The organism is Microbacterium sp. NPDC091676 (assembly GCF_044756645.1).
Classification (GTDB): Bacteria; Actinomycetota; Actinomycetes; order Actinomycetales; family Microbacteriaceae; genus Microbacterium; species Microbacterium paraoxydans_D.
Genome location: NZ_JBIVTI010000001.1, coordinates 176,351 through 197,006, shown reverse-complemented (window position 1 = coordinate 197,006; position 20,656 = coordinate 176,351). Strand labels below are relative to the sequence as shown.

The 20,656-nt window shown below is 69.6% G+C and carries 21 protein-coding genes and 2 tRNA genes; 4 read left to right on the top strand and 19 right to left on the bottom strand.

What is annotated here, in order from left to right; all coding sequences use genetic code 11:
- Positions 1 to 9 precede the first annotated feature (9 nt).
- Both ACIQID_RS01095 and ACIQID_RS01090 read left to right on the top strand, forming a co-directional pair.
- Positions 10 to 2,061 carry a M3 family metallopeptidase gene (locus ACIQID_RS01095; protein ID WP_400281224.1) on the top strand — a complete coding sequence of 684 codons (2,052 nt, stop codon included), beginning with the start codon at positions 10 to 12 and terminating at the stop codon, positions 2,059 to 2,061.
- 19 nt (positions 2,062 to 2,080) lie between these two features.
- Complete coding sequence (locus ACIQID_RS01090; protein ID WP_400281221.1) at positions 2,081 to 2,578, top strand: GyrI-like domain-containing protein; 498 nt, start codon at positions 2,081 to 2,083, stop codon at positions 2,576 to 2,578.
- 57 nt (positions 2,579 to 2,635) lie between these two features.
- Here the strand turns inward: ACIQID_RS01090 and clpX are convergent, their stop codons facing one another.
- From clpX to ACIQID_RS01035, 11 genes are all read right to left on the bottom strand, one after another.
- Positions 2,636 to 3,904, bottom strand: coding sequence for an ATP-dependent Clp protease ATP-binding subunit ClpX (gene clpX, locus ACIQID_RS01085; RefSeq protein WP_312672169.1), 1,269 nt, complete (start codon positions 3,902 to 3,904; stop codon positions 2,636 to 2,638).
- A 116-nt stretch (positions 3,905 to 4,020) separates the two neighbouring features.
- Entirely contained in the window at positions 4,021 to 4,545 is a 525-nt protein-coding gene (locus ACIQID_RS01080) for a hypothetical protein (protein WP_400281218.1), read from the bottom strand.
- 104 nt (positions 4,546 to 4,649) lie between these two features.
- Entirely contained in the window at positions 4,650 to 5,501 is an 852-nt protein-coding gene (locus ACIQID_RS01075; RefSeq protein WP_259954546.1) for an aldehyde dehydrogenase family protein, read from the bottom strand.
- A complete protein-coding gene (locus ACIQID_RS01070) occupies positions 5,498 to 6,940 on the bottom strand; it encodes an aldehyde dehydrogenase family protein (protein ID WP_312672165.1) in 1,443 nt (480 codons plus the stop codon). Before ACIQID_RS01070 ends, ACIQID_RS01075 begins: the two co-directional genes overlap by 4 nt.
- Before the next feature lie 34 nt (positions 6,941 to 6,974).
- The gene (gene deoC, locus ACIQID_RS01065; protein ID WP_400285595.1) at positions 6,975 to 7,943 is read right to left on the bottom strand and encodes a deoxyribose-phosphate aldolase; all 969 of its coding nucleotides are present in this window, start codon (positions 7,941 to 7,943) and stop codon (positions 6,975 to 6,977) included.
- 29 nt (positions 7,944 to 7,972) lie between these two features.
- Complete coding sequence (locus ACIQID_RS01060; protein WP_187661738.1) at positions 7,973 to 8,908, bottom strand: sugar-binding transcriptional regulator; 936 nt, start codon at positions 8,906 to 8,908, stop codon at positions 7,973 to 7,975.
- A gap of 153 nt (positions 8,909 to 9,061) precedes the next feature.
- Entirely contained in the window at positions 9,062 to 9,703 is a 642-nt protein-coding gene (locus tag ACIQID_RS01055) for an ATP-dependent Clp protease proteolytic subunit (protein WP_025105017.1), read from the bottom strand.
- A gap of 17 nt (positions 9,704 to 9,720) precedes the next feature.
- The gene (locus tag ACIQID_RS01050; protein ID WP_025105018.1) at positions 9,721 to 10,308 is read right to left on the bottom strand and encodes an ATP-dependent Clp protease proteolytic subunit; all 588 of its coding nucleotides are present in this window, start codon (positions 10,306 to 10,308) and stop codon (positions 9,721 to 9,723) included.
- A gap of 81 nt (positions 10,309 to 10,389) precedes the next feature.
- Positions 10,390 to 10,884 carry a tetratricopeptide repeat protein gene (locus ACIQID_RS01045; protein WP_025105019.1) on the bottom strand — a complete coding sequence of 165 codons (495 nt, stop codon included), beginning with the start codon at positions 10,882 to 10,884 and terminating at the stop codon, positions 10,390 to 10,392.
- Positions 10,885 to 10,956: 72 nt separating this feature from the next.
- Positions 10,957 to 12,453, bottom strand: coding sequence for a trigger factor (gene tig, locus ACIQID_RS01040; RefSeq protein WP_331203027.1), 1,497 nt, complete (start codon positions 12,451 to 12,453; stop codon positions 10,957 to 10,959).
- Between the two features lie 60 nt (positions 12,454 to 12,513).
- Positions 12,514 to 12,587, bottom strand: a tRNA-Pro gene (locus ACIQID_RS01035).
- A 94-nt stretch (positions 12,588 to 12,681) separates the two neighbouring features.
- On the opposite strand from ACIQID_RS01035, the gene ACIQID_RS01030 reads away from it, so the two are divergent.
- Together ACIQID_RS01030 and ACIQID_RS01025 are read left to right on the top strand one after the other, a co-directional pair.
- A tRNA-Gly gene (locus tag ACIQID_RS01030) sits at positions 12,682 to 12,755 on the top strand.
- Between the two features lie 194 nt (positions 12,756 to 12,949).
- Positions 12,950 to 14,056, top strand: a complete 1,107-nt coding sequence (locus ACIQID_RS01025) for a hypothetical protein (RefSeq protein WP_312672162.1) — start codon at positions 12,950 to 12,952, stop codon at positions 14,054 to 14,056.
- Between the two features lie 56 nt (positions 14,057 to 14,112).
- Here ACIQID_RS01025 and ACIQID_RS01020 read toward each other — a convergent pair whose 3' ends face one another.
- The 8 genes from ACIQID_RS01020 to rapZ form a co-directional block, all read right to left on the bottom strand.
- Complete coding sequence (locus tag ACIQID_RS01020) at positions 14,113 to 14,466, bottom strand: RNA polymerase-binding protein RbpA (RefSeq protein ID WP_025105022.1); 354 nt, start codon at positions 14,464 to 14,466, stop codon at positions 14,113 to 14,115.
- Positions 14,466 to 14,714, bottom strand: a complete 249-nt coding sequence (secG, locus tag ACIQID_RS01015) for a preprotein translocase subunit SecG (RefSeq protein WP_025105023.1) — start codon at positions 14,712 to 14,714, stop codon at positions 14,466 to 14,468. Before secG ends, ACIQID_RS01020 begins: the two co-directional genes overlap by 1 nt.
- Before the next feature lie 80 nt (positions 14,715 to 14,794).
- Positions 14,795 to 15,586 (bottom strand): triose-phosphate isomerase, encoded by a 792-nt coding sequence (gene tpiA / locus ACIQID_RS01010; RefSeq protein WP_025105024.1) that lies wholly within the window; start codon positions 15,584 to 15,586, stop codon positions 14,795 to 14,797.
- On the bottom strand, positions 15,577 to 16,791 hold the full coding sequence (locus ACIQID_RS01005) for a phosphoglycerate kinase (RefSeq protein WP_400281207.1): 1,215 nt from the start codon (positions 16,789 to 16,791) through the stop codon (positions 15,577 to 15,579). Before ACIQID_RS01005 ends, tpiA begins: the two co-directional genes overlap by 10 nt.
- Before the next feature lie 10 nt (positions 16,792 to 16,801).
- On the bottom strand, positions 16,802 to 17,812 hold the full coding sequence (gene gap, locus ACIQID_RS01000) for a type I glyceraldehyde-3-phosphate dehydrogenase (protein WP_025105026.1): 1,011 nt from the start codon (positions 17,810 to 17,812) through the stop codon (positions 16,802 to 16,804).
- 115 nt (positions 17,813 to 17,927) lie between these two features.
- A complete protein-coding gene (locus ACIQID_RS00995; RefSeq protein ID WP_025105027.1) occupies positions 17,928 to 18,554 on the bottom strand; it encodes a superoxide dismutase in 627 nt (208 codons plus the stop codon).
- A gap of 161 nt (positions 18,555 to 18,715) precedes the next feature.
- The gene (gene whiA, locus ACIQID_RS00990) at positions 18,716 to 19,693 is read right to left on the bottom strand and encodes a DNA-binding protein WhiA (protein WP_060921191.1); all 978 of its coding nucleotides are present in this window, start codon (positions 19,691 to 19,693) and stop codon (positions 18,716 to 18,718) included.
- Positions 19,694 to 19,756: 63 nt separating this feature from the next.
- The gene (rapZ, locus tag ACIQID_RS00985; protein ID WP_312672153.1) at positions 19,757 to 20,629 is read right to left on the bottom strand and encodes an RNase adapter RapZ; all 873 of its coding nucleotides are present in this window, start codon (positions 20,627 to 20,629) and stop codon (positions 19,757 to 19,759) included.
- Between the last annotated feature and the right edge of the window lie 27 nt (positions 20,630 to 20,656).

Sequence of the window (20,656 nt, the reverse complement as noted above, 5' to 3'; positions counted from 1 at the left end):
GCTCGGAGGATGAGCGACGCCACGAACCCGCTGCTGCAGCCGTCGACCCTCCCCTTCGGGCTCCCGGACTATCGCGCCATCCGACCGGAGCACTACCTCCCCGCCTTCCGCGCCGGGTTCGCGGAGCAGCTCACCGAGGTCGCGAACATCACCCGCGTACGGTCGATGCCGACGTTCGAGAACACCCTGGAGGCGCTGGAGAGGTCCGGCGAGCTCCTCGACCGGGTGGCGCACGCGTTCTACACGGTGAGCTCCGCCGATGCCACACCGGAGATCCAGGCGATCGATGAGGAGCTCGCTCCGCTCATGGCCGCCCATCAGGATGCGATCACGCTGGATGCGGCCCTCTACGCCCGCGTGGCCCACGTGTACGAGCAGCGTGAGGCGCTCGACCTCGATCCTGAGCAGCGGTATCTCGTGGAGCGCTACCACCGCGAGATGACGCACGCCGGCGCCGGGCTCGACGACGAGGCGAAGGCGCAGCTCACGGCTCTGAACCAGAAGCTGTCCGTGCTCACGAACACGTTCGAGCGGAACCTGTTGAGCGACACGAACGACCTCGCCGTGGTCTTCGATTCCGCCGCCGAACTGGAGGGTCTCAGCGCCGGCGAGCTCTCGTCCGCCGCGCGCGCTGCGGCCGACCGTGGACTCGACGGCCGCTACCTCCTCACGCTGCCGCTGTTCACCGGCCACCCCGCCCTCGCCCGGCTCGCGGTGCGGGAGTCCCGCCACCGGATCATGGCGGCGTCCCGTGCACGCGGATCGCGGGACAACGGCAACGACAACCGTCCGGTGCTGCGCGAGATCGTGCGCCTCCGGGCGGAGCGCGCGCGCCTCCTCGGCTACGCCTCGCACGCCGCCTCCGTCACGGCCGACGAGACGGCGGGCTCCCCGGAGGCCGTGGAGCAGATGCTGCGACGGCTGGCCGCGCCGTCCGCGCGCAACGCCCGCGCCGAGCGCGCCGCCCTCCAGGCGATCGTCGACGAGACCGAACCGGAGCCCTTCCCCGTGGAAGCCCACGACTGGGCGTTCTACACCGAGCGCGTGCGCACCGCCCGCTACGACATCGACACCGCGGCCCTGCGCCCCTGGTTCGAGGCGGAGCGCGTGCTGCAGGACGGCGTGTTCTTCGCGGCGACCCGACTGTATGGGGTGACCTTCCACGAGCGGCACGACCTCGCGGCCTACCACCCGCAGGCCCGGGTCTTCGAAGTGCGCAATGCCGACGATTCCCCCTTGGGCCTCTACGTGCTCGACCTCTACACCCGCGACTCCAAGCGCGGCGGGGCATGGATGAACGCGATCGTCAGCCAGTCCCGGCTGCGCGGCAGCGCCCCGGTCGTGGTCAACAACCTCAACGTCCCGCAGCCCGGGGACGGCGAGCCCACGCTGCTGACGCTCGACGAGGTGACGACGCTGTTCCATGAGTTCGGACACGCTCTGCACGGCCTGTTCGCCACGGTGACCTACCCGCACTTCGCCGGGACCAACGTGTTCCGCGACTTCGTCGAGTTCCCCAGTCAGGTGAACGAGATGTGGATCCTCTGGCCCGAGGTCCTCGACCACTACGCCCGGCACCACGAGACCGGGGAACCGCTGGATCCCGCCATCGTGGAGCGACTGCGGGAGACCGCGACCTTCGACCAGGGCCACGCGACCAGCGAGTATCTCGCCGCGGCGTGGCTGGATCAGGCGTGGCACCGGCTCACCGCCGACGACGCGGTGCACGACGTCGCCGGATTCGAGGCGGCCGCGCTGGCGGACATCGGGCTCGACGACCCCGCCGTTCCGACCCGGTACTCCTCCACCTACTTCGCCCACGTCTTCTCCGGGGGCTACAGCGCGGGGTACTACTCCTACATCTGGAGCGAGGTGCTCGACGCCGACACCGTGGAGTGGTTCCGGGAGAACGGCGGCCTCACCCGCGCCAATGGGGACCGCTTCCGCACCCGGCTGCTCGGGGTCGGCGGCGCGAAGGACCCGCTGGCCGCCTACCGCGACTTCCGCGGACGGGACGCCGAGATCGAGCCGCTCCTGAAACGCCGTGGACTGGATTCCTGAGTCGTGAGACCCTGAGCGCATGGACGCATTCCCCGACGCCCCGTTCGGCCCGGCGGACAGCCTGGAGCTGGACGCCGTTCCCCTGGCCGTCATCCGCCATGAGGGCATCCGGATCGCCGACCTCCGCGCTGCTTTCGACTCCGGATACGCGGCGATCGGCGCCGCCTTCGCCGCCGGCACGCTGATCCCCGCCGGCCCGGCACTCGCGATCTACCACGGCGACCCGATGGGCGTGTTCGACCTGGAGCTCGGCTTCCCCGTGCAGGCCCCGCCATCCGACCCGATCGCCACCGGCGACGGGGCCGCCATCATCGCCTCGACCCTGCCGAGCGGGCAGGCCGTCGCGAGCAGCGTCTTCGGTTCCTACGACGGCCTCGGCGCCGGGTGGGCCGGGCTGGTCGCGCGCGCCGCGGAGGCGGGGCTGCACCCGCGCGGCGTGTGGATCGAGGTCTACGTCTCGGACCCGGACGTCGCTCCGGACGAGCTCCGCACGGACCTGCTCCTGCCCGTGGCGTGAACCGCGACGTCCGCTGTCGGTACGCCGCACCGTCGACGGCTCGCTGACGCGCGGGGTTCAGGCGCTCTTGCGCTTGCGCTCCATCACGATGGTGGGCGGGGCACCCTCATCGACGGCGGCGCGGGTGATGATCACCTTGGCGACGTCGTCGGCCGACGGGATCTCGAACATCACCGGGCCGAGCACGTCCTCCAGGATCGCACGGAGTCCACGAGCACCGGTCTTGCGCTCGACGGCGAGATCCGCGATCGAGCGCAGCGCGTCCTCCTCGAACTCGAGCTGGACGCCGTCGAGCTCGAACATGCGCTGGTACTGCTTCACGAGGGCGTTGCGCGGACCCGTGAGGATGTCGATGAGGGCGGCCTGGTCGAGCGGCGACACGTTCGTCACGACGGGCAGACGACCGATGAACTCCGGGATGAGACCGAACTTGTGGAGGTCTTCCGGAAGCACCTCGCTGAACAGGTCGAGGTCCTTGCCCTTGTCGTGCAGCGGAGCACCGAAGCCGACACCGTGCTTGCCGACGCGCGCCGAGACGATGTCCTCCAGCCCGGCGAAGGCGCCGGCCACGATGAAGAGCACGTTCGAGGTGTCGATCTGCAGGAACTCCTGGTGCGGGTGTTTGCGACCGCCCTGCGGCGGCACCGAGGCGACCGTGCCCTCGATGATCTTCAGCAGCGCCTGCTGCACGCCCTCACCCGACACGTCGCGGGTGATCGACGGGTTCTCGGCCTTGCGGGCGATCTTGTCGACCTCGTCGATGTAGATGATGCCCTGCTCGGCGCGCTTCACGTCGTAGTCGGCGGCCTGGATGAGCTTGAGCAGGATGTTCTCGACGTCTTCGCCGACGTAGCCCGCCTCGGTCAGTGCCGTCGCGTCGGCGACGGCGAACGGCACGTTGAGGCGCTTGGCGAGCGTCTGCGCCAGATAGGTCTTGCCGCAGCCCGTCGGGCCGATGAGCAGGATGTTGCTCTTGGCGATCTCGATCTCTTCGGCCTTCTGCTCGGCCGGCTGCAGGGTGCCGTGCGCGCGCACGCGCTTGTAGTGGTTGTAGACGGCGACGGACAGCGCGCGCTTCGCGGGTTCCTGTCCGACGACGTACTCTTCGAGGAAAGAGAAGATCTCGCGGGGCTTCGGCAGCTCGAACTCGGCGACACCCTCGGCGGACGACTCCGCCATGCGCTCTTCGATGATCTCGTTGCAGAGCTCGACGCACTCGTCGCAGATGTACACGCCGGGTCCGGCGATGAGCTGCTGCACCTGCTTCTGGCTCTTTCCGCAGAACGAGCACTTGAACAGGTCAGCGCTTTCACCGATGCGGGCCATGCGCGTCCTCCTCGGGGGGATCAGGATCGTTCTTCGAGCCTAACCGCTGCATACGACACCGGGCCGCATTGGCGACGAGTCGTTCGGCGGGTCCGGCGGATGACGGTGTCTCCCCGTCATTCCGCGGGGAGGCAGCCACCGTCCATGATGTATCCGCCGACCTCGACACGGACCTCGTCCGGACGCACTTCTCCGAAGACGCAGCCACCCGCGGGACCGTCGGCCCCGAACGCCACTGCGCGGGCATCTCCCCGGGCGACGTGATGGACGAGCCCGGCCTCGCGCAAGGCGCCCTCGACGGCGGTCACGGAGATCGCGCTCTCCGTGCGCAGCGCTTCGAGACGCACGCGGAGATCCGCCACCGGCTGCTCGGCGGCCGCCCGCGCCTCGGCCGACGTGTCCATCCGCTCACGATGTCGGTCGTTCTGCTCCATCGCGTGTTCCGGGTCGTACGGCGCACACTCCGGCGGAAGCTCGGCGCCGTCCACCTGCGGGCAGGCGGCGGTGGGCGTCACGGTCGGCGTCGGCTCTCCTGCGCCCACGTCAGCCGGCGCGGCAGCGCATCCGCCGAGCACGAGGATCGCCGCGAGCACGAGCGTCACACGCCCAGGGCGGGCGCGAACGCCGGAGATCGCCATCATCCGGCCATGAAACCACAGCACCGGCGGCACGCGCACGCTGCGCGCACGACGAGGGCCCCGCCGTGCGGGTGCACGACGGGGCCCTCGGTCATCCGCACGCGTCGTCAGACCATGCTCTTCGTGTGCCAGACCGTCTTGACCTCGGTGAAAGCGGCGATCCGCTCGGGCGAGGCGACCACGTCACCGGGGGCGAGCACGCGCTTCAGCGTGTCTGCTGCGGCGATCTGCATGTCCACCCACTCCAGCGCACCGGCGCCGGCGAGGTCGAGGGCGTTCACATCCTGGTGCGAGGCGAGCCAGGGGGCGATCTCGGCCGGCGAACCGGTGAGCACGTTGACCACGCCGCCGGGGACGTCGCTGGTCGCGAGCACCTCGGCGAGACTGATCGCGGAGAGCGGGTACTGCTCGCTCGCGACCACGACGACGGTGTTCCCGGCGACGAGGGCCGGGGCGACGACGGAGACCAGGCCGAGCAGCGCCGAGTCCTGCGGGGCCACGATGGCGACCACACCGGTGGGCTCTGGCACCGAGATGTTGAAGTACGGACCGGAGACGGGGTTGGCGTTGCCCGCCACCTGGGCGTACTTGTCGCACCAGCCGGCGTACCAGACCCAGAGGTCGATCGCCTCGTCGACCTGGGCCGTGGCCGCCGAGGACGAGATGCCCTCCTGCGCCACGATCTCGTCGACGAACTGCGCGCGGCGCCCCTCGAGCACCTCGGCGACGCGGTAGAGCACCTGGCCGCGGTTGTAGGCCGTCGCCCCCGACCAGCCCTTGACGGCGGCGCGCGCGGCGACGACCGCATCGCGAGCGTCCTTGCGGGAGGCCTTGGCCGCGTTGGCGAGGAAGGCGCCCTTGCGGGAGACGACCTCGTACGTGCGTCCTGACTCGCTACGGGGGAAGGCCCCGCCGATGGCGAGCTTGTAGGTCTTCGGAACGGTCAGTCGCTTGCTCATGCTGCGGCTCCCTTGAGGTAGGCGGTGAGCCCCTGGCGACCGCCCTCGCGGCCGAACCCGGACTCCTTGTACCCGCCGAACGGGCTCGACGGGTCGAAACGGTTGAACGTGTTCGCCCACACGACGCCCGCCCGCAGCCGATCCGCGACCGCGAGGATGCGCGAGCCCTTGTCGGACCAGATGCCGGCGGAGAGACCGTACGGGGTGTTGTTGGCCTTCGCGATCGCCTCGGCGGGCGTCCGGAAGGTGAGGACCGACAGCACCGGGCCGAACACCTCGTCGCGGGCGATGCGGTGCGAGGCCTCGACGCCGGTGAAGATCGTCGGAGCGAACCAGAAGCCCTGCTCCGGGATCGCGCAGTCGGCGGTCCAGCGCTCCGCGCCCTCGGCCTCGCCGATGTCGCTCAGCTCGCGGATGCGGGCGAGCTGCGCCGCGGAGTTGATCGCGCCGATGTCCGTGTTCTTGTCGAGCGGGTCGCCGAGACGCAGCGTCGACAGCCGGTTCTTCAGCCGGTCGACGACCTCGTCGTGGATCGACTCCTGCACGAGCAGACGACTCCCGGCGCAGCAGACGTGGCCCTGGTTGAAGAAGATGCCGTTGACGATGCCCTCGACCGCCTGATCGATCGGCGCGTCGTCGAACACGATGTTCGCGGCCTTGCCGCCCAGCTCCAGCGTCAGCTTCTTGTTCGTCCCCGCGACAGCCCGGGCGATGTCGCGACCGACACCCGTCGAGCCGGTGAAGGCGACCTTGTCGACGTCCGGGTGACGGACCAGGGCGGCACCGGTCGCCCCGGCCCCGGTGACGATGTTCACCACACCGGCGGGAAGATCGGCCTGCTGCAGGATCTCGGCGAAGATCAGCGCCGTCAGCGGCGTGGTCTCGGCAGGCTTGAGCACGACCGTGTTGCCGGCCGCCAGCGCGGGCGCGAGCTTCCACGCGAGCATCAGCAGCGGGAAGTTCCACGGGATGACCTGCCCGGCGACGCCCAGCGCGCGCGGGTTCGCGCCCAGACCGGCGTAGTCGAGCTTGTCGGCCCACCCCGCGTAATAGAAGAACCAGGACGCGACGAGGGGCACGTCCACGTCGCGGCTCTCCTTGATCGGCTTGCCGTTGTCGAGGCTCTCGGCGACGGCCAGCTCGCGGGCGCGCTCCTGCACGAGACGGGCGATGCGGAACAGGTACTTGCCCCGGTCGCGGCCGCTCATGCGCGACCAGACCTTGTCGTAGGCGCGACGTGCCGCGGCGACGGCGCGGTCGATGTCCGCGTCGTCGGCGGAGGCGATCTCGGCGATCTCCTTCTCCGTCGCCGGGGAGATGGTGCGGAAGGGTGTGCCGGAGCCGTCGACGAACTCGCCGTCGATGAACAGCCCGTAGCTGTCCTTGAGGTTCAGCACCGCCGTGGACTCCGGAGCCGGAGCGTATTCCAGGAAGTTCATTTCAATCCCTTGGGTTGCTGAGCTTGTCGAAGCATCAGTCGATCGTGACGTAGTCGGGGCCGGAGTAGTGGCCGGTGGTGAGCTTCTGGCGCTGCAGGAGCACGTCGTTGAGAAGGCTCGAGGCGCCGAAGCGGAACAGGTGCGGCTGGAGCCACTCCTCCCCCACGGTCTCGGCGACGGTCACCAGGTACTTGACCGCGTCCTTCGACGAGCGGATGCCGCCGGCGGGCTTCACGCCGATGCGCTCGCCCGTCCCGCGATACCAGTCGCGCACCGTCTCCAGCATGAGCAGCGTGGTCGGCAGCGTCGCCGCCGGCTGCACCTTGCCGGTCGACGTCTTGATGAAGTCGCCGCCGGCGAGGATGCCGAGCCAAGAGGCGCGCTTGATGTTGTCGTACGTGTTCAGCTCGCCGGTCTCGAGGATCACCTTGAGCGAGGCGTACGAGCCGTCCTCGCGGCGGCACGCTTCCTTGACCTGGGCGATCTGGTCGTACACCAGCCCGTAGCGGCCGGACAGGAAGGCGCCGCGGTCGATGACCATGTCGATCTCGTCCGCGCCGGCCGCGACCGCCTCCGCGGTGTCGGCGAGCTTGATCGCGAGGGAGGACCGGCCGCTCGGGAAGGCGGTGGCCACGGCGGCGACCGAGATGAGGCCGTCGTCGGGGTCGCCGTGCAGGCTGCCGAGGGCCTCGACCGCGCCGGCGACCATGTCGCCGTAGACGCAGACCGCGGCGACGCGGGGCGTCGAGGGGTCGGCGGCGTCGGGGTTCTTCGCCTTGGCGACGAGGGACCGTACCTTGCCGGGGGTGTCCGCGCCCTCCAGGGTGGTCAGGTCGATCAGCTTGATGATCGTGTCCAGCGCCCACGCCTTCGACGTGGTCTTGATCGAGCGCGTGCCGAGGCCGGCAGCGCGCTGCTCCAGCCCGACGGCGTCCACGCCGGGGAGGCCGTGCAGGAAACGACGGAGGGTCGCGTCGTCCGGCTCACCGCCGAGGACGTCCACCGCCGTCCTGCGGCTGAGTTCTGTCGTCGTCACTGTTCCTCCAACAATGCTCGTGCTGTGGTCTCATCGGTCACCAGGACCCCGCACAGGCCGCTGGTCACGACCGTGCGCGCGATGTCGTGCTTGGCGGGGCCCGCCGTCACGAAGATGGCCCGCGCGGCGCCGCGCAGGCGGTCGAGCGAGACGCCGACCGTGCGGGCGTCCAGCTGCGGGTCGACGATGTTGCCCTCGGCGTCGACGTAGCGTCCGAGGACGTCGCCGACGGCGCCGCGGCGCGCGAGCTCCTCCACATCGTCGGCGGTGAGATAGCCGTTCTCGACGTGGGCGGAGGTCGCATCGCACGGTCCGGCGGTGAAGAGGAACGCCTGGGCGTCCGCGGCCTCCTCCAGCACGGCCGCGACGGTGCGGTCCCCTTCGATGGCCTGCTTCGTCTCGACGTGCTCCAGGATCGCGGGGCTCGGCAGCAGGGAGACCTGGCCGGAGGCGCGCTGGGCGATGGTCACCGCGAGTCCCGCGGCCCCGCCCGAGCGCCGGTTGAGGCTGACGCCGCCGTTGAGCTGCACGACGGTGACGCCGTTCGCCCAGCCGTCGGGCAGGGCCTCGGCCACGGCGCGGAGCGTCTTGCCCCAGCTCACCCCGAGGGTGCGCGGAACAGGGCGGAGGGCGGTCAGGAAGTCGGCGGCCGCCTGAGCGACGCGCTCCAGGGTGCCCTCGTCACCCTCGGGAGAGGGGACGACCACGGCGTCGGTGAGGCCGAAGCGCTCCACGAGCTCGCGCTCGAGGCCGAGTCGACGGGCCCGCGGGTGGACGATCTCGATGCGGACGATGCCGCGCTGCCGCGCCTGCGTGAGGAGGCGCCCGACCTTCCACCGGGAGATCTTCAGGAGACCACCGATCTCGTCCTGCGTCTTGTCCTCGTCGTAGTACAGCTCGGCGACCCGGACCATGAGCAGATCTTCTTCCACGGTGTCCTCCTTCCTCTTCCAGGGTAGGCCGGATTCAGCGTTCGCGCACCCATCTGCTCATATGCGCATTCGCGCCATCCTCCCGCGCGCATCCGCCGGAGACGCGAAGAGGACGCCCGTCGATCGACGGGCGTCCTCTTCTGCGGGTGCGGACTACGCGCGCTTGCGCGAGGTGAGCACCTGGTCGACGATGCCGTACTCCAGCGCCTCGTTGGCCGAGAGGATCTTGTCGCGATCGATGTCGCGGTTGACCTGCTCGACCGGCTTGCCGGTGTGACGGGCCATGGTCTCCTCCAGCCAGGTGCGCATGCGGAGGATCTCCGCCGCCTGGATCTCGATGTCGGAGGCCTGACCGTGCCCGGCCTCCCCCATCGCCGGCTGGTGCATCAGCACGCGGGCGTTCGGCAGCGCCAGACGCTTGCCGGGGGCACCCGCCGCGAGCAGCACGGAGGCGGCCGAGGCCGCCTGGCCGAGCACGACGGTCTGGATCTGCGGCGCGACGTACTGCATCGTGTCGTAGATCGCCGTCATCGCGGTGAAGGAGCCACCGGGCGAGTTGATGTACATGGTGATGTCGCGCTCGGAGTCCTGGCTCTCCAGGACGAGGAGCTGCGCCATGACGTCGTCGGCCGACGCGTCGTCGACCTGCACGCCGAGGAAGATCACGCGGTCTTCGAACAGCTTGTTGTACGGGTCCTGGCGCTTGAAGCCGTAGGCGGTGCGCTCCTCGAACTGCGGCAGCACATAACGGCTGGAGGGCAGGTTTCCGGCGGACTGGAACGTGGGTGTGTACATGGTGTCCTCTCGAATCCTTACTCGACGCCCGTGCCGCCGCCGCCGGTGACGTCGCTGGCGTGCTCGCGGATGTGGTCGACGAAGCCGTACTCGAGGGCCTCCTCCGCCGTGAACCAGCGGTCGCGGTCGCCGTCGGCGTTGATCTGCTCGACGGGCTTGCCGGTCTGCGACGCCGTGATCTCGGCGAGGCGCTTCTTCATCGACAGGATGAGCTGCGCCTGGGTCTGGATGTCGCTCGCGGTGCCGCCGAAGCCGCCGTGCGGCTGGTGCAGCAGCACGCGGGCGTTCGGCGTGATGTAGCGCTTGCCCTTGGTGCCGCTCGTCAGCAGCAGCTGGCCCATGGACGCGGCCATGCCGATGCCGACGGTGACGATGTCGTTCGGCACGAACTGCATCGTGTCGTAGATCGCCATGCCCGCGGTGATCGAGCCGCCGGGCGAGTTGATGTAGAGGTAGATGTCCTTCTCGGAGTCTTCGGCGGCGAGAAGGAGGATCTTCGCGCAGATCTCGTTGGCGTTGTCGTCTCGCACCTCCGAGCCGAGCCAGATGATGCGGTCCTTCAGCAACCTGTCGAAGACGCTTGTCGCGACGAGGGGTTCAGCCATGTCAGCTCCTGCTTCCGTGTTTCAGTGATTCGAATCTACCGGCGCGCGCACAGCCCCTAGGTCGTGTTCGCCGTCGGCATATCAGGTGTCGCTGCCGGCGATCTCGTGCGCATACGCCGTCATCGACCGGTGGTAGCGCGGCAGGTGCGGGACGAGCGCGAGGATGGCCACCGACAGGCCCTGCGCGGGCCGGCCGGCACTCGCGAGGATGAGGGCGTGCACCACCGCGACCGCGTCCCGATACGGCCCGTCCGCCGCGATCTCCTCTTCGGCGCGGATCACCCGCAGCGCCTCGTCGTAGTCCCCGAGGTTGCGCAGCGAGCTCGCGAGCTGGATCACGCACTGAGGGCGATGCTCCTCGTCGAGGCCGAGGGCCAGAGCGCGGCGGTACAGCTCCACGGCCTCCGCCGGGCGGCCGGCGGAATCGCGCGCACCGGCGCGCTCGAACTCGGCCCGGGCGTCGTCCGCACCCCGTTCGGCGGCGAGGGCGTCGATGCGGGCGATCGTCTCGTCGCCGACCTCCTCTCCGGAGGCCTCCGCCCACACCTGCTCGATGCGGTCGTCCCAGCTCGTCATCCTGTCGTCCTTCCCTCGATGAGAAAGAGGGCGGATGCCGCAGCACCCGCCCTCTTCACTCGACCGTGCCGATCACTCGGCGGTGTCGGCGTCCTTCTTGGCCGGAGCCTTCTTCGCCGCCGGCTTCTTGGCGGCAGGCTTCTTCTCCGCGGCGGGCTTCTTCTCCGCGGCGGGCTTCTCGTCCGCGTCGGCGTCCTTCTTGGCGGCCGCCTTCTTGGCGGGGGCCTTCTTCTTCGCGGTCGGCTTCTCCTCGGCCTCGGGGGCCTTCTCGCCCTCGGCCTCGGCCTCGTCGTCGGTCACGACGAAGTCGGAGAGATCGACGGCCTTGCCGTTGGTGTCCACGACCTTGACCTTGCCCAGGGCGATCGCGAGCGCCTTGTTCCGGGCGACCTCGCCGACCAGCGCGGGCAGCTGGTTCGAGGACTGCAGCGCCTCGACGAACTCCTGCGGAGCCATGCCGTACTGCGCCGCGGACTGGATGAGGTACTGCGAGAGCTCCTCCTGCGAGACCTGCACGTCGGCCTGCTCGGCGATCGTGTCGAGCAGCACCTGCGTGCGGAACTGCTTCTCGCTGGCCTCGGTCACCTCGGCGCGGTGCACGTCGTCCTCGAGACGGCCCTCGCCCTCGAGGTGGTTGTGCACCTCGTCCTCGATGAGCTGCGGCGGGACCGGGATCTCGATCTGCGCGAGCAGCGTCTCGACGAGCTTGTCGCGGGCGGCGGAGCCCTGCGTGAAGACGCCCTGCTGCTCCACGCGCTCGCGCAGGCTGTCGCGCAGCTCGGCGATCGTGTCGAACTCGCTCGCGATCTGCGCGAACTCGTCGTCGGCCTCGGGGAGCTCGCGCTCCTTGACGGCCTTGACGGTGACGGAGACCTCCGCCTCCTTGCCGGCGTGGTCGCCACCGACGAGGGCGGAGCGGAAGGTGGTGTCCTCACCGGCGGTGAGCGACTCGATCGCGTCGTCGATGCCCTCGAGGAGCTCGCCGGAACCGATCTCGTAGGAGACGCCCTCGGCGCGGTCGATCTCGGCGCCGTCGATGGTGGCGACGAGGTCCAGCTCGACGAAGTCGCCCTTGGCTGCCGGGCGGTCGACGGGGATGAGAGTGCCGAAGCGGGCGCGCATGTTCTCCAGCTCGGCGTCGAGGGCGGCCTCGTCGGCCTCCACGGCGTCGACCTCGAGGGTGATGCCCTCGTAGTCGGGGAGCTCGATCTCCGGGCGCACGTCGACCTCGACGTCGACGAGGAGGTCGCCCGAGAAGTCCTTCTCGTTCGGCCACTGCGTGATCTCGGCCGACGGGCGGCCGACGATGCGGAGCTTGTGCTCGGCGGTCGCCTCGCGGAAGAACTTGTCCAGGCCCTCGTTGACGGCGTGCTCGATGACGGCGCCGCGGCCGATGCGCTGGTCGATGATGGGGGCGGGCACCTTGCCCTTGCGGAAGCCGGGGATCTGGACGTCCTGCGCGATGTGCTCATAGGCGTGCGCGATGCTCGGCTTGAGGTCGTCCGGGGTGACCGTGATGGTGAGCTTGACCCGGGTCGGGGTCAGCTTCTCGACGGTGCTGTTCGCCATGCTGGTGTGTTCTCCTTGTGGTTTCCGCGCGGAACGCGGCTGGAAGGTCGTGGGATCGAGTCGGGGCGACAGGAGTTGAACCTGCGACCTCCCGCTCCCAAAGCGGGCGCTCTACCAAGCTGAGCTACGCCCCGGGGAATCCGCACGCAGATTCAGCCCCATCGAGTCTAACGGACCGGAGCACGCCCGACCGTCCGCTATGATCGATGGAGTCCGGACTCCGGTTCCGGGGGTGTAGCTCAATGGTAGAGTCTCAGTCTTCCAAACTGATTGCGCGGGTTCGATTCCCGTCACCCCCTCCACGTCGTCACCTCGGTCGAATACGCTGACAGGATCAGCTCCCGACCGGAAGGCCTGCCGAGATGAGCGCCTCGTGACCGCCCCTCCGCCGTCGGTTGCCGCGACCGCCACGGGGCCGGCTCCGGGTGGGCATCGTCTCCCGCCCGTCCTCTCCTCCGCGTCCGGCGTCCCCCGGCCGCCGCGCGACCGGCGAAGGATGAGGGGCGTCCTCGCCGTCACCATCGGCGCGGTCGTGGTGCTGAGCGGTCTCGGCATCACGCAGCTCGTCGCGAGCCAGGGATACGACGAGGCCGCCAGCGGAGTCGAGGACGCCACCCGATCGGTGACCGCCCAGCAGACGGAACTCCGGCAGCGGACCGCCGACCTGATCGCGGCGACGGACGCCGGGCATGTCATCGTCGACACCGGTGCGCCCGCCCTTGCCGTTCCCGAGGACCTCTGGGCGGCCCTGGACTCCGCCGTGGCGGAGGGCGAGACCACCGGCGGCGAGGCCGAGGACGTCCTCGCGACGCGACTTCCGGCCGACGAGGCGAAACCCGGCTGGTTCTGGGAGCTCTTCGCCGCGACGAGCCGTCTCGCCGAGGACCAGAGCATCCTGCGCGACGTCGCCGAGTCGATGGACAGCGCCTCCACGTCCGCCGCCGCGAGCGTGGACGCGGTCCGGACGAACGGCGTGGCCGTGCTCACCGCCGCGGCCGAGGCCGCCGGCGCCTTCGAGAGCGCGCATCCGTCGACCCGCAACGCCGCCGTGATCGCCCTGCGCGGAGCCGCCGCGGATGCGCGCGCCGTCACCGAGGTCGACGACGCAGCCGCGGCCGCCTACGTCGCCCTGCAGAAGGCGGCCACTGATGTCGTCGCGGCCGAGGACGCGGAGCTCGCGGAGAAGGCCGGTCCGCTGCGGAACGCCCGGCTCGAGGTCGAGGCCTTCGCACGGTCCCTCGCCCCCGGGGTCCTGCTGGAGTTCGATTGGGCCCCTGTCGTCAACGGCGCCGGGTACAACGGCAGCATGGGCGGGTACACCACCTGGTGGTGGGACGAGCCGGGACGCGCGGTCATCCAGCTGTCGGACTCGGTCGCCGAGCAGTGGCCTGCCGAACGCAGCAGGGCGCTCGTCGCCCACGAGGTGGGCCATGCCATCAGCGTGAAGTGCGAGGGCATGTACGACTCATCCACCCAGGACAGCATCGAGAAGTGGGCGACGGCCTGGGCGATCAGCATGGGCTTCACGGACGACGCGAACGGGGTCTGGGCCTACGGGTATCCCCCGCAGAACTACATCGACGCGGCCGCCGGCTGCCGCTGAGACGGAAGAAGCCGCCGTGGTCACCACGGCGGCTTCTCCTCTCGCTCAGTCGGCGGTCACTGACCCCGACGCTCGCGAAGCTGGGTGAGGGCGTCCTCCAGGAGCTGGACGGCCTCCTCGTCCGTGCGACGCTCCTTCACGTAGGCCAGGTGCGTCTTGTACGGCTCGGCCTTGGCGACGGCAGGAGGGTTCTCCTTGTCGCGCCCGGCCGGAAGACCGGACTGCGGGTGGTCGATGATCTCCGGGATCTCCTCCTCGGGGAGACCGGCGGCGAAGTAGCGGACCGTCTCGTTGCCGAGACCGTCCCAGTACGATACCGCGATGCGGTCGGCGTGGTAGCCGTGGTCCTGCTCCCCCATGGGACCGGAACCGACACGGGTACCGCGGATCGCGTTTCCACCGGTAGCCATCAGATCACCTCGAACTTCGTGATGAGGCCGAGCGCCACGATGGCGATGAACCACGTGAGCGCCAGGACGACGGTGAAGCGGTTCAGGTTCCGCTCCGCGAGACCGGAGGAGCCGACCGCAGTGGTCATGCCGCCGCCGAACATGTCGGACAGGCCGCCGCCGCGACCCTTGTGCAAGAGGATGAGGAGAGTCAGCAGGACGCTGGTGATGCCCAGCACGACCTGCAGGACGAACTCGAGAATTGCCACGGAAAGAGCCTTTCGCTGGGGCCGGAGCGCCCCCGTAACGGTCAAGTATACGGTGCAGCGGGGCCGGAGCCCCGCCGCACTCACACGCCGACGTGCTTCTCGAAGCGGATGATCGCCGCGAACTCGTCGACGACGAGGCTCGCGCCGCCGACCAGGGCGCCGTCCACGTCGGGCTCGCGCATGAAGCTGGCGATGTTCGCCGCCTTGACCGATCCGCCGTAGAGGATGCGGGTGCGGGCCGCCGCCTCGTCGCCGAGGACCTTCGCGATCACGCCGCGGAGCGCCGCGCAGACGTCCTGCGCCTGCTGCGGGGTGGCCGCCTGGCCCGATCCGATGGCCCAGACGGGCTCGTACGCCACGACGATGTCGGCCGACGGGGAGACGCCCTGGAGGGCGGCCTCGAGCTGTCCGGCCGGAACGGCGCTGGCACCGAACTTCTCCAGGTCCTCCGCCGTCTCACCGACGCAGATCACCGGGGAGAGTCCGTGCTTGAGTGCAGCCTTCACCTTGCCGGCCACGATCTCGTCCGACTCGGCGTGGTACTCGCGACGCTCGGAGTGTCCGATGATGACGTACTTCGCGTCGAGCTTCGCCAGGAAAGCCCCGGAGATCTCGCCGGTGTACGCACCGGAGTCGTGCGCCGAGACGTCCTGCGCACCGAACGCGAACGGGATCTTGTCCGCGTCGATCAGCGTCTGCACGCTGCGGATGTCGGTGAAGGGCGGGAACACCGCCACCTCCACGGATCCGTCTTCGTGCTTGGCGTCCTTCAGCGTCCAGTGCAGCTTCTGCACGAACGCCACCGCCTGCAGGTGATCCAGGTTCATCTTCCAGTTGCCCGCGATCAGCGGGGTACGGGAGCTCACGCCCATCCGAGGACCTCCAGCCCAGGTAGTTTCTTGCCCTCGAGGAATTCGAGGCTCGCGCCGCCGCCGGTCGAGATGTGCCCGAACTGGTCGTCGGTGAATCCGAGCTGACGGACGGCTGCGGCGGAATCGCCGCCACCGACCACGCTGAGGCCGTCGACCTCGGTCAGCGCCTGCGCGACGGCCTTGGTGCCCGTGGCGAACGCCGGGAACTCGAACACGCCCATCGGGCCGTTCCAGAACACGGTCTTCGACCCGCGGATGACCTCGGCGAAGCGCGCCGCGGTCTCCGGCCCGATGTCGAGGCCGATGCCCGACGAGCCGAACGCCGTCTCCTCGATCGCGTCCGCGGCGGCCACCTCGTGGTCCGCATCCGCGGCGAAGGAGGCGGCGACGACCACGTCGGTCGGGAGCACGAGCTCCACCCCGCGCTCTGCCGCTTCGGCGATGTACCCGCGCACGGTGTCGAGCTGGTCCTCCTCGAGGAGGCTCGACGCGACGGCATGACCCTGCGCCTTCAGGAAGGTGAAGAGCATGCCGCCGCCGACGAGGATGCGGTCCACCCGCGGCAGCAGGTGGGAGATGACTCCGAGCTTGTCGCTCACCTTGGACCCGCCGAGCACGACCGCGTACGGCCGCTCCGGGTTCTCCGTCAAGCGGTCGAGCACGTCGAGCTCGGTCGCGATCAGGAGGCCGGCCGCCGAGGGCAGCAGCTTCGCGAGGTCGTAGACGCTCGCCTGCTTGCGGTGCACGACGCCGAAGCCGTCGGAGACGAGCACGTCGCCGAGCTCGGCCAGCTGCGCCGCGAAGGCACCGCGCTCGGCGTCGTCCTTCGACGTCTCCCCCGGGTTGAACCGGAGGTTCTCGATCACGACGACCTGACCGTTCTCGAGGGACGCCACGGCATCCTTCGCGGCCTCGCCGACCGTGTCGCCCGCGAAGGCGACCGGCGCGCCGAGCAGCTCGGACAGCCGCTGGGCGACCGGCTCGAGACTGTACTGCGGGTCGGGGGCGCCGTCGGGACGGCCGAGGTGCGAGCAGACGACGACGCGGGCGCCCGCGTCGATGAGGGTCTTCAGGGTCGGCAACGAGGCGCGGACACGGCCATCGTCCGTGATGATCCCATCCCGCAGGGGGACGTTCAGATCACAACGGACGATGACGCGCTTGCCCTCGAGCGAACCCAGTGAGTCCAGGGTGCGCAGAGTCATGTGTCGGAGCTCAGATGCGCTCGGCGACGTACTCGGTCAGGTCGACGAGACGGTTGGAGTAGCCCCACTCGTTGTCGTACCAGCTCGAGACCTTGATCAGGTTGCCGCTGACGTTGGTGAGCGTGGAGTCGAAGATCGACGAGTGCGGGTTGTGCACGATGTCGCTCGACACGATCGGGTCCTCGTTGTACTGCAGGTACCCGGCCAGACGGCCCTCGGCCGCAGCCTTCTTGTAGGCCTCGTTGACCTCGTCCACCGTGAGGTTCTCGCGGTCCGTGATGAGGGTGAGGTCGACGATCGAGCCCGTGGGGACCGGCACGCGGTACGACGAGCCGCTGAGCTTGCCGTTCAGCTCCGGGAGGACGAGACCGATGGCCTTCGCGGCACCCGTCGAGGCCGGCGTGATGTTGATCGCGGCGGCGCGGGCGCGGCGGAGGTCCTTGTGCGGGCCGTCCTGCAGGTTCTGGTCGGCGGTGTACGCGTGGGCCGTCATCATGAAGCCGCGGTCGATGCCGAAGGCGTCGTTGAACACCTTGGCCAGCGGCGCGAGGCAGTTCGTGGTGCAGGAGGCGTTGGAGATGATGTGGTCCGTCTCCGGGTTGTACGTCTCCTCGTTCACGCCCATGACGATGGTGCGGTCGTCACCCGTGGCCGGGGCCGAGATGAGGACCTTCTTCGCACCGGCGTCGATGTGCTTGCGCGCGGCGTCGGCGTTGGTGAAGAAGCCGGTGGACTCGATGACGATGTCCACGCCCAGCTCGCCCCACGGGAGGTTGGCCGGGTCACGCTCTGCGAAGGCCTTGATCTCCTTGCCGTCGACGGTGATGCTGTCGTCGTCGTACGTGATCTCGGCGTCGAGGACGCCGCTGACCGAGTCGTACTTCAGCAGGTGTGCCAGGGTCTTGTTGTCGGTGAGGTCGTTGACCGCGACGATCTCAAGGTCTGCTCCCTGCGCGAGAGCTGCGCGGAAGTAGTTGCGTCCGATGCGGCCGAAGCCGTTGATACCGATCTTGACAGACACTCAGGTCTCCCTGTTTCTCATGCGCCGAGCGCCGCCGTCGAGCGTGCGCCATGCGCGGGTTTTTTGGCTGAGATGGCGCCCCGACGAGCCGTGGGCCCGCCGGGACGCGACCCGATTACGACAGTACCAGCAGGCCGTTCGTCTGCTGACGGGCGACCTCGAGGCGCTGGGCGACGTTCTCCCAGTTGGCGATGTTCCACGCGGCCTTGACGTAGTCGGCCTTCACGTTGAGGTAGTCGAGGTAGAAGGCGTGCTCCCACATGTCCAGCTGGAACAGCGGGATGGTGCCCTGCGCGGTGTTCGACTGCTGGTCGAAGAGCTGCTGGATGATGAGGCGCGAGCCGATCGAGTCCCAGCTCAGGACGGCCCAGCCGGAACCCTGGATCCCGGTGGCAGCGGCGGTGAAGTGCGCCTGGAACTTCTCGAAGGAGCCGAAGTACTCGTCGATGGCCGCCTTGAGCTCGCCCTCGGGCTGGCCGCCGCCGTTCGGCGAGAGGTTGGTCCAGAAGATCGAGTGGTTGACGTGTCCGCCGAGGTTGAACGCGAGGTCCTTCTCGAGCTTGTTCACGTTCGCGAGGTTGCCGCTCTCGCGGGCCTCGGCCAGCTGCTCCAGCGCGGTGTTGGCGCCCGCGACATACGTCGCGTGGTGCTTGTCGTGGTGCAGCTCCATGATCTTGCCGCTGATGTGCGGCTCGAGAGCGGCGAAGTCGTAGGGAAGGTCGGGGAGCGTGTAGGTTGCCATATCGCATTCATCCAATCCGCGCCGCGCCGCGGCGCTTGCCGATGCTCCGCGTCGCCGATGTGCGACGGAGAGCGGACGACTTTCATCCTACTGACGACAACGCCTCGGGTGTCCGGATCCTTCCGGGGGTTGACACGCCGTCCAGGGCGGCGTCACCCGGGTCAGACGTCGAGCCCGGCGGGGACGGCGGCCTCGGTCCCCGGGATGCCCTCCTGCTGCGCGCGCTTGTCCGCCATCGCCAGCAGGCGGCGGATGCGGCCGGCCACGGCGTCCTTGGTGAGCGGAGGGTCGGCGTGGTGTCCCAGCTCGTCGAGGCTGGCGTCGCGGTGCGCGAGGCGGAGCTCGCCGGCGACACGGAGGTGGTCGGGCACCTCGTCGGCCAGGATCTCCAGAGCGCGCTCGACGCGGGCGCATGCCGCCACGGCCGCCTGCGCGGAACGGCGCAGGTTCGCGTCGTCGAAGTTGACGAGGCGGTTCACGCCGGCGCGCACCTCGCGGCGCTGTCGCAGCTCTTCCCAGGCGAGGGCGGTGCGCTGGGCGCCCATCTCGCTGAGGATGGTGCGGATGGCCTCGCCCTCGCGGACGACCACGCGGGGAAGCCCGCGGACCTCGCGGGCCTTCGCGGCGACCCCGAGACGGTGAGCGGCACCCACGAGCGCCATGGCGGCCTCCGACGACGGGCAGGCGACCTCGAGCATGGCGGAGCGGCCCGGCTCGCTGAGCGTCCCCGCGGCGAGGAACGCCCCGCGCCAGAGACCGGCGACCTCCGCACGGGAACCCGTGGTGAGGCGGTTCGGGAGTCCGCGGACCGGGCGGCGACGCTGGTCGAGCAGTCCGGTCTGGCGGGCCAGGGTCTCCCCCTGCGCGATGACGCGCACGGCCCAGCGGGCGCCGTCGTTGGCGGTGCTCGACTGTACCTGGGCGATCTCCGGACGGACGCCGTAGATCTCGGCGAGGTCACGGGCCACACGGCGGGCGAGGGTCTCGGCATCGACCTCCGCTTCCACCGCCACACGGCCGGCGATGGAGTGCAGACCACCGGCGAACCGGAGGATGGCCGTCACCTCAGCGACGCGCACCGTCGGGGGTGCATTGCGGATGCTGACGAGCTCAGCCTTGACGTCGGTGGTTAGTGCCACGAGACTCCTTCACGTTCACGCGCCGGGTCGCGACGCAAACCTCCAGCTTACTCGCTCGGGGGCCTATTCCCTGCCGAGGTCACGGTGGCGGACGTTGACCGCGACGCCCGGGATCCCCGCCAGTCGACGGGCGAGCTCCTCGGACATGGCGACCGAACGGTGCTTGCCTCCCGTGCACCCGATGGCGATCGTGGAGTGGCTCTTGTTCTCGCGCTGGTACCCCTCGAGGACGGGCACGAGAGCCTTCGCGTAGGCGTCGAGGAACTCCTCCGCGCCGTCCCGGGAGAGCACGTACTCGCGTACCGTCTCGTCCTGTCCGGTGAGGCCCCGCAGGTCTTCGTTCCAGTACGGGTTGGGGAGGAATCGCATGTCGGCCACCACGTCGACGTCGGTGGGCAGACCGTACTTGAAGCCGAAGCTGAGCAGGGTGACCCGGTGTCGCGCCTCGCCCTCCTCCGAGAAGATGTCGGAGACCTTGGTCGCGAGCTGGTGGATGTTCAACGCCGAGGTGTCGATCACGAGATCCGCGGCCTCGCGGATCGGGGCGAGCCGGGCGCGCTCGGTGCGGATGCCGTCGAGGAGGGTGCCGTCGCCCTGCAGTGGATGCGGGCGCCGCACGGCCTCGAAGCGACGGACGAGGACGTCGTCCGAGGCGTCGAGGAAGAGCACGCGGATGGATCCGCGTGTACGCAGCACGCGAGCGACCCCCGGGAAGTCGTCGAAGAGGTTGCGTCCTCGCACGTCGACCACCGCGGCGACCTTCGGCAGCGAGTCTCCCCCCATACCCGTGAGATCGAGCAGCGGTCGGAGGATCTGCGGCGGCAGGTTGTCGACGACGTACCAGCTCAGATCCTCCAGCGCGTTCGCCACTGTCGTCCGACCCGCGCCGGACATCCCGGTGACGATGAGGAATTCGCCCTGTTCCCCGTCAGACATCGCTCACTGCTCCTTCTCCCCCTCGGC

Coding starts and splice junctions, on each gene's coding strand:
- ACIQID_RS01050 (WP_025105018.1), bottom strand. CDS start 10,308: ATGGCTGAACCCCTCGTCGCGACAAGCGTCTTCGACAGGTTGCTGAAG.
- ACIQID_RS01080 (WP_400281218.1), bottom strand. CDS start 4,545: ATGATGGCGATCTCCGGCGTTCGCGCCCGCCCTGGGCGTGTGACGCTC.
- ACIQID_RS01005 (WP_400281207.1), bottom strand. CDS start 16,791: ATGACTCTGCGCACCCTGGACTCACTGGGTTCGCTCGAGGGCAAGCGC.
- clpX (WP_312672169.1), bottom strand. CDS start 3,904: ATGGCCCGCATCGGTGAAAGCGCTGACCTGTTCAAGTGCTCGTTCTGC.
- ACIQID_RS01075 (WP_259954546.1), bottom strand. CDS start 5,501: ATGAGCAAGCGACTGACCGTTCCGAAGACCTACAAGCTCGCCATCGGC.
- ACIQID_RS01090 (WP_400281221.1), top strand. CDS start 2,081: ATGGACGCATTCCCCGACGCCCCGTTCGGCCCGGCGGACAGCCTGGAG.
- rapZ (WP_312672153.1), bottom strand. CDS start 20,629: ATGTCTGACGGGGAACAGGGCGAATTCCTCATCGTCACCGGGATGTCC.
- ACIQID_RS01045 (WP_025105019.1), bottom strand. CDS start 10,884: ATGACGAGCTGGGACGACCGCATCGAGCAGGTGTGGGCGGAGGCCTCC.
- ACIQID_RS01095 (WP_400281224.1), top strand. CDS start 10: ATGAGCGACGCCACGAACCCGCTGCTGCAGCCGTCGACCCTCCCCTTC.
- tig (WP_331203027.1), bottom strand. CDS start 12,453: ATGGCGAACAGCACCGTCGAGAAGCTGACCCCGACCCGGGTCAAGCTC.
- ACIQID_RS01055 (WP_025105017.1), bottom strand. CDS start 9,703: ATGTACACACCCACGTTCCAGTCCGCCGGAAACCTGCCCTCCAGCCGT.
- ACIQID_RS01025 (WP_312672162.1), top strand. CDS start 12,950: ATGAGGGGCGTCCTCGCCGTCACCATCGGCGCGGTCGTGGTGCTGAGC.
- ACIQID_RS00995 (WP_025105027.1), bottom strand. CDS start 18,554: ATGGCAACCTACACGCTCCCCGACCTTCCCTACGACTTCGCCGCTCTC.
- tpiA (WP_025105024.1), bottom strand. CDS start 15,586: ATGGGCGTGAGCTCCCGTACCCCGCTGATCGCGGGCAACTGGAAGATG.
- ACIQID_RS01070 (WP_312672165.1), bottom strand. CDS start 6,940: ATGAACTTCCTGGAATACGCTCCGGCTCCGGAGTCCACGGCGGTGCTG.
- ACIQID_RS01020 (WP_025105022.1), bottom strand. CDS start 14,466: ATGGCTACCGGTGGAAACGCGATCCGCGGTACCCGTGTCGGTTCCGGT.